The sequence below is a fragment of the Arachidicoccus sp. genome, assembly GCF_050436765.1.
Classification (GTDB): domain Bacteria; phylum Bacteroidota; class Bacteroidia; order Chitinophagales; family Chitinophagaceae; genus Arachidicoccus.
This window is the reverse complement of record NZ_JBNQGD010000208.1, coordinates 1-6,623: the sequence shown is the minus strand read 5'-3', so window position 1 is coordinate 6,623 and position 6,623 is coordinate 1. Positions and strand designations below refer to the sequence as shown.

Annotated in this window: 6 protein-coding genes; 5 read left to right on the top strand and 1 reads right to left on the bottom strand. The window is 40.1% G+C overall.

Annotation, left to right across the window (positions count from 1 at the left end; translation table 11 throughout):
* Positions 1–413: 413 nt before the first annotated feature.
* Entirely contained in the window at positions 414–1,403 is a 990-nt protein-coding gene (locus ACQR30_RS09150) for a beta-ketoacyl-ACP synthase III (RefSeq protein WP_429734264.1), read from the bottom strand.
* 342 nt (positions 1,404–1,745) lie between these two features.
* Here ACQR30_RS09150 and ACQR30_RS09145 point away from each other — a divergent pair, with 342 nt between their 5' ends.
* The 5 genes from ACQR30_RS09145 to prpC all read left to right on the top strand — a co-directional run bounded on the left by ACQR30_RS09145 (position 1,746) and on the right by prpC (position 6,616).
* A complete protein-coding gene (locus ACQR30_RS09145) occupies positions 1,746–3,263 on the top strand; it encodes a sulfatase family protein (protein ID WP_429734262.1) in 1,518 nt (505 codons plus the stop codon).
* A 7-nt stretch (positions 3,264–3,270) separates the two neighbouring features.
* Complete coding sequence (locus ACQR30_RS09140) at positions 3,271–3,423, top strand: hypothetical protein (RefSeq protein ID WP_429734260.1); 153 nt, start codon at positions 3,271–3,273, stop codon at positions 3,421–3,423.
* Positions 3,424–3,571: 148 nt separating this feature from the next.
* Positions 3,572–4,333 (top strand): enoyl-CoA hydratase-related protein, encoded by a 762-nt coding sequence (locus ACQR30_RS09135; protein ID WP_429734258.1) that lies wholly within the window; start codon positions 3,572–3,574, stop codon positions 4,331–4,333.
* A gap of 240 nt (positions 4,334–4,573) precedes the next feature.
* Complete coding sequence (prpB, locus tag ACQR30_RS09130; protein ID WP_429734256.1) at positions 4,574–5,458, top strand: methylisocitrate lyase; 885 nt, start codon at positions 4,574–4,576, stop codon at positions 5,456–5,458.
* Positions 5,459–5,461: 3 nt separating this feature from the next.
* On the top strand, positions 5,462–6,616 hold the full coding sequence (gene prpC, locus ACQR30_RS09125) for a bifunctional 2-methylcitrate synthase/citrate synthase (protein ID WP_429734254.1): 1,155 nt from the start codon (positions 5,462–5,464) through the stop codon (positions 6,614–6,616).
* The last annotated feature ends 7 nt before the right edge of the window (positions 6,617–6,623 follow it).

Below are 6,623 nucleotides of genomic sequence, written 5' to 3'. Positions count from 1 at the left end.
AAGACGGGGAGCAATTACAAGCCATCACTTAGACTTTCTATCGCAATACAATTTTGGTTTCGTAATGAAAAAATAAAATAAAGTATCTGCGTTATGTAAACATTTTCTAGCAGATTCAATAATATTTTGCGGAAGATGGCGTTGAAAAAACAGTTATGAAACAACTGCATTACTAATTTTTATAAAAAGGAGCGTACAGCCATCCATCGCTTTAGTATAGATGGGATGTAAATGACCAACAAGATTTAAACATACTGTCTGGTTTAGGAACTAGCCAGAACACTCAACAAAAATGGAGTAAGGCGTTACCATTAAGTAAGTCTATGAACTCCAAAGCCCAACCCATCGGCTCTGCTGTGAGCGGGTAGTTCACAAAATTTCTTGAAAAAGTATATTCTTATGTTTGTATTATGCTAATAGGCCCACTTAACATAGGTTGCGCCCCAAGTAAAACCGCCTCCAAAAGCAGCGAGAACAAGGTTATCTCCTTTATTTAATTTTTCCTCCCATTCCCACAAACAAAGCGGAATAGTAGCTGCCGTGGTGTTACCATATTTGTGAATATTGATCATTACTTTTTCTTCCGCCAATCCTATTCTTGCGCGGGTTGCGTCTATAATCCGCAAGTTAGCTTGGTGAGGTACGAGCCAGTCAATATCATCGCCCATTAGATTATTTTTTTCTAAAAGTTCCTGACTCACATCTGCCATACCTGTAACGGCAAATTTAAATACTTGTTTACCCTCTTGATAGATAAAATGATCTCCTGAAGTAACAGTCTCAATACTTGCAGGTTTTGCAGAGCCGCCGGCTTTCATGTGCAGGTGATCTTTTCCGGACCCATCACTTTTTAATATGGCATCTATTATACCATTTTCTTCCGTAGTGGGTTCTAATAATACTGCACCGGCTCCATCACCGAAAATGATACAAGTCGTTCGGTCAGTATAATCTACAATAGAACTCATTTTATCTACACCTACTACAATTACTTTTTTATAGCGACCGCTTTCTATAAAAGCAGATCCTACACTCAATGCATATAAAAAACCGCTACAGGCCGCACTAAGGTCAAAGCCAAAAGCGTTCTTTGCGCCAACTTTAAAGCCAACCAAATTAGCTGTGGACGGAAACATCATATCTGGTGTTACGGTAGCGCAAATAATACAATCAATCTCTAATGGATCGATATTTTTCTTCCGTAAGATTTCTTGAACTGCTGGTGCAGCCATATCACTACAAGCGGCTCCGGGTGTTTTTAGTATTCTTCTTTCTTTGATACCTGTACGTGTCGTAATCCACTCATCCGAGGTATCAATCATTTTTTCTAGGTCGCTGTTGGTAAGTTTTGTTTCGGGTACATATCCGCCAACTGAAGTAATTGCAGCTCTAATTTTATTCATTCGTAAATTATTTTGAATATTCTCTTCTGTGATAAAAGAAAATAAAGGGTCAAAAGTATTCAAAACAATTGAAAAGCGGAAATTGTTTATTAGTCTTTTCTATATTTTAAACAGAGGAATTTGTTTAGTTTCGCGTTTGTGGCAGCCTAAGATTTTATAAAAAAATAAAATTTTCAATAACGAATGTACGTAATCTTTTTAATGATGATAATGATTTAAAACTAAGAAAACATTGATAAGTATTAAGAGGACAATCGTTTGATTAATATAACCGTCTTCTTCTCTTTAGAAAAAGGATAGCTTTGAACCACATCTTATAACGATAGAAATACCACAAGTGAAATGAAAAAATCATTTTTTTTGACATTATTCTGTTTTGTAATGCTTGCATTGCATGCGCAGCGTCGCCCCAACGTTCTAATATTATATACAGATGATTTAGGTTACGGTGATCTTGGTTGTTATGGTGCACAGCATATTGCTACGCCACGGATAGACTGGCTTGCAGAAAATGGGCTGCGTTTTACGAATGCACACTGTACCGCTTCTACTTGTACACCTTCCCGTTTCTCCATACTTTCAGGAAGATATGCATGGCGTAAAAAAGGAACAAATATTTTGCCCGGCAATGCCAATCTTACGATTCCCACTAATATTACTACCTTACCAAAAGTATTTCAGCGTGCGGGATACACTACTGCAGTAGTAGGCAAATGGCATCTTGGACTTGGAGATAAATCCCCTATTGATTGGAATAAAGAAGTAACTCCCGGTCCAAGGGAGGTGGGTTTTGATTATTCTTTTATTTTCCCGGCTACCGCTGACCGCACGCCTACGGTGTTCATGGAAAATCAGACAATTCTTGGGCTTGACAGTTTAGATCCAATTGAGGTAAATTACGAACATGCTTACCCCGGAGAGTTGACTGGTAAAAATCATCCTGAAATGTTGAAGATGAAAAGTTCTCAAGGTCACGACGGACATATCGTTAACGGCATTGGTCGTATAGGTTTTATGCAAGGAGGTAAGCGTGCACAATGGACTGATGAGGAGTTAGGTTATACTTTTAATAGCAAAGCCATCCATTTCATTGATCATAGCATTCAAGAAAAAAAACCTTTCTTTTTGTATTATGCTATTCACGACATTCATGTGCCACGTATGCCTGGCACGCTATTTAAGGGTAAAAGTCAACTCGGGTATCGAGGAGATGCTATTTTGGAAATGAATCATAGTGTTGGTGTTATCTTAGACGCCCTAAAGGATCGGGGTCTGCTTGATAATACCATTATAATTTTTAGTAGTGATAACGGGCCGGTATTAGATGATGGTTATTTTGATAATTCGGCACAAACAGCTGCCAAGCTGGATTACAAGCCTGCAGGAATATACCGTGGTGGAAAATATAGCGCATTGGAAGGTGGTACAAGAATTCCTTTTATTGTTTACTGGCCTAAACATGTGAAAGAAAATACCGTTTCAAATGCATTATTTACACAAATAGATTTAATGGCTTCTTTTGCCAAAATGTTGAACGAAAAATTACCTAAGGGCGAGCTTACCGATAGCCGTGATTATTTTTCAACCATGATTGGGAAGAGTGATAAAGACCGTAATTATATTATTGAACAGCCAGAAAACAGTGCACTTTGTATTGTAAAAGATGGCTGGAAATACTTGACCCCTGCCAAGGGCCCGACAATATTTAAAGCCGTCAATATTGAAAGTGGCATTAGCGAGCAAGATCAGCTATACAATCTTAAAGATGATCCGCGTGAATTACATAATCTGGCAAAAAAATACCCTGATAAAGTTGCAGCGTTAAAACAACTGTTGGAAAAGGCAAAAGGCGCAATGTGATGGCATCGTGATTTATAATGCTCGTGAAAATGACGACGATGGAAATCCCCGCATTGGCGACGAGTCATTGCCCGGACCGACTGCTTCCATAAAGGCTACCAGCAAAATGAGGCGTATCTGGATGAACTATATTAATTCCCAAAATGGGGAAGGTCCTTGAAATCCAACTTAGGGGCTTTGTTTTCCCAGGTAAATATCAGCCGGGACCGGACTGGCGATTAAGGTAGTATGAATTGCTGTCTAGCGAGGTTTGCTGTCTCTTTTATCTATCTTTGAGATGTGTTTTCAAAACAAAAGAAATAATCTCTATGAATATTGATATAAACATGGCAGATAACATAGCGATCATAACCATCAATCGCCCTGGAAGCCTGAATGCCTTAAACAAACAGACCTTACAAGAAATTAGTGAAGCTCTTTGCGATGCGGAAAATAATGCTTCTGTTCGAGTGATCATAATTACCGGAAGCGGAGAAAAGTCATTTGTTGCAGGTGCCGATATCAAAGAATTTGCTGCTTATACTACTGCCGAAGCAATGGAAATGTCGCGCAAAGGACAAGTGGCCGTATTTGATAAAATTGAAAATCTGAGTAAGCCTGTGATAGCCGCTATCAATGGTTTTGCATTAGGTGGGGGATTGGAACTTGCATTAGCATGTCATATTCGCTATGCATCAGAAAATGCCAGACTGGGACTTCCTGAGGTGACCTTAGGGCTCATCCCTGGATATGGAGGAACGCAAAGATTGCCTAAATTAGTAGGGAAAGGGGTCGCAAATGAGATTATTTTTTCGGCTAAAATGATTACTGCACTAAAAGCAAAAGAAATAGGATTGGTGAATGAAGTGTTCGGTTTAAGTGAATTAATGGAGAAAACAAAAGAATTGGCAGCTACTATTGCGAAAAATTCGCCGTTAGCTATTAGAGCAGCTATTGCCGTAGTGAATGCTTCAGACACCGGATCCGGATTTGAAAAAGAAATGGAGGCTTTTAGTAGGTTATTTGAGGCAGCGGACAAAAAAGAGGGTGTCGCTGCATTTTTGGCAAAACGTAAACCTCATTTTCAATGATCGCTATAATAAGTTAAAATAATCTCCGGTTAATAATCATTCAAGTCGCCATCCCTTTAAGTTCATATACCGTGGCATTGGACTTTCTGTTTAAAAATGGTATAAAGAGCAAGCTTCTGTGCTGGAGACAGAATTTTATTTTTTTAGCGTACATTTGTTAGTATTTTAGCGGTGATTCATAATAGAAGTTTTAAAGGCCTTCCTTGTTTTGCGCGCTAGTATCGTCAATTTAAATATTTTATGAACAATACTCCGGGACTGGTATTTAGAAAAGCTATGGAGAGCGAAAAGCCGCTTCAGGTCGTTGGTACAATAAATGCTAACCATGCACTTTTGGCGCAGCAGGCCGGCTTTAAAGCCATTTATCTTTCAGGCGGCGGTGTTGCCGCTGGTTCTTTAGGAATTCCGGATTTAGGCATTACTACATTACAGGATGTTTTGATTGATGCGGACCGGATTACGAATGTCTGCCCCCTACCGCTGATGGTTGATATTGATACGGGGTTTGGAGCTTCTGCGTTTAATGTGGCTAGAACAATTAAGTCCTTGATTAAAGTTGGAGCTGCTGCTGTACATATAGAAGATCAAGTTGGCGCTAAACGATGCGGACACAGGCCTGGCAAGGAATTGGTTGCACAGTCTGAAATGGTTGACCGGTTGAAAGCTGCGGTAGATGCACGTATAGATGAAAACTTTGTTATTGGCGCACGTACAGATGCATTAGCTTCTGAAGGGCTTGACCGTGCACTAGAGCGAGCTATAGCTTATAAAGAAGCAGGGGCTGACTTCATTTTTGCAGAAGCGGTGAAAAACATAGAAGAATACACAAAGTTTAGTGAAGTAACGGGCTTACCGATCCTTGCCAATATTACAGAATTTGGACAGACGCCTATTTACTCCGTGGAGCAATTAAGGCGGGCAAATGTGTCCATTGTGCTGTATCCTTTGTCCGCATTTCGGGCTGCCAACAAGGCTGCAAAGAATGTATACCAACATATACGTGAAGATGGAAGCCAATTAGAAGTAATCCCCGCTATGCAGACAAGGGAAGAATTGTACAACAGCATTGATTATTACGACTATGAAACCAGGTTAGATCAATTATTCAATAAAGCTAAAAAATAGAAAATGGAAGATCCTTCACCGATAGCATTTAAACCCAAAAAAAGTGTCGCTCTATCAGGTGTCGCAGCTGGCAATACGGCCTTGAGTACGGTTGGACAGAGCGGGAATGACCTCCATTACAGAGGATATGATATATTGGAATTGGCTGATCAAGCAAGTTTTGAAGAAATAGCCTATCTGTTGGTTTATGGTAACTTACCTTCAAAATTACAATTGAAGTCTTATGAGTCTGGTCTGATTGTTTTGCGTAGTCTTCCTAATATTGCTAAGAATGTTCTAAAAGAATTGCCTTCTACTTCGCACCCGATGGACGTATTGCGCACTTACGTTTCTGTTATGGGAGCTGTTCAGCCAGAAAAGGAAAGTCATCCTTTGGCCGGCGCACGCGCGATTGCGGATCGCTTGATGTCTTCGATGGGATCTGCTCTTTTGTACTGGTTTCATTTTAGTCAAAATGGACGTGAAATAAATGTAGAAACTTCCGAAACAACACTCGGTGGCCATTTTCTGCATTTGTTACATGGTGCACCGGCGCCAAAATCATGGATACATGCAATGCAGGTATCTATGAATCTCTATGCTGAACACGAGTTTAATGCATCGACATTTACTGCTAGGGTTATTGCGGGGACAGGCTCCGATTTATATGCCAGTATTGTTGGTGCGATTGGCGCGTTGCGTGGCCCTAAACATGGAGGCGCTAATGAAGTGGCATATGAAATACAAGCCCGCTATACACATGCAGATGAAGCTGAAGCAGATATCCGTAGACGACTGGCAAGCAAAGAAGTGATTATTGGCTTTGGGCATCCCGTGTATACTATCGCTGATCCACGCAATCAGGTGATCAAACAAGTTGCAAAGAAGTTATCTGAACAGGCAGGTGACATGACCTTGTTCTCTATTGCTGAAAGAGTGGAAACTATAATGTGGGAAGAGAAAAGAATGTTCCCTAATTTGGATTGGTATTCTGCTGTCGCTTATCATTTGATGGGTATTCCGACTGAAATGTTTACACCACTTTTTGTATTATCACGTGTGACAGGTTGGGCGGCCCATGTATTTGAACAACGCCAAGATGGAAAAATAATTCGACCGAGTGCCAATTATATTGGGCCGGAAAACAGGCCGTATGTTCCGGTAGATGAAAGAAAATGATTATTAT

Excerpts from the sequence above, each read along its gene's own strand:
- ACQR30_RS09150 (WP_429734264.1), bottom strand. The coding sequence starts at position 1,403 with ATGAATAAAATTAGAGCTGCAATTACTTCAGTTGGCGGATATGTACCC.
- ACQR30_RS09145 (WP_429734262.1), top strand. The coding sequence starts at position 1,746 with ATGAAAAAATCATTTTTTTTGACATTATTCTGTTTTGTAATGCTTGCA.
- ACQR30_RS09135 (WP_429734258.1), top strand. The coding sequence starts at position 3,572 with ATGAATATTGATATAAACATGGCAGATAACATAGCGATCATAACCATC.
- prpB (WP_429734256.1), top strand. The coding sequence starts at position 4,574 with ATGAACAATACTCCGGGACTGGTATTTAGAAAAGCTATGGAGAGCGAA.
- prpC (WP_429734254.1), top strand. The coding sequence starts at position 5,462 with ATGGAAGATCCTTCACCGATAGCATTTAAACCCAAAAAAAGTGTCGCT.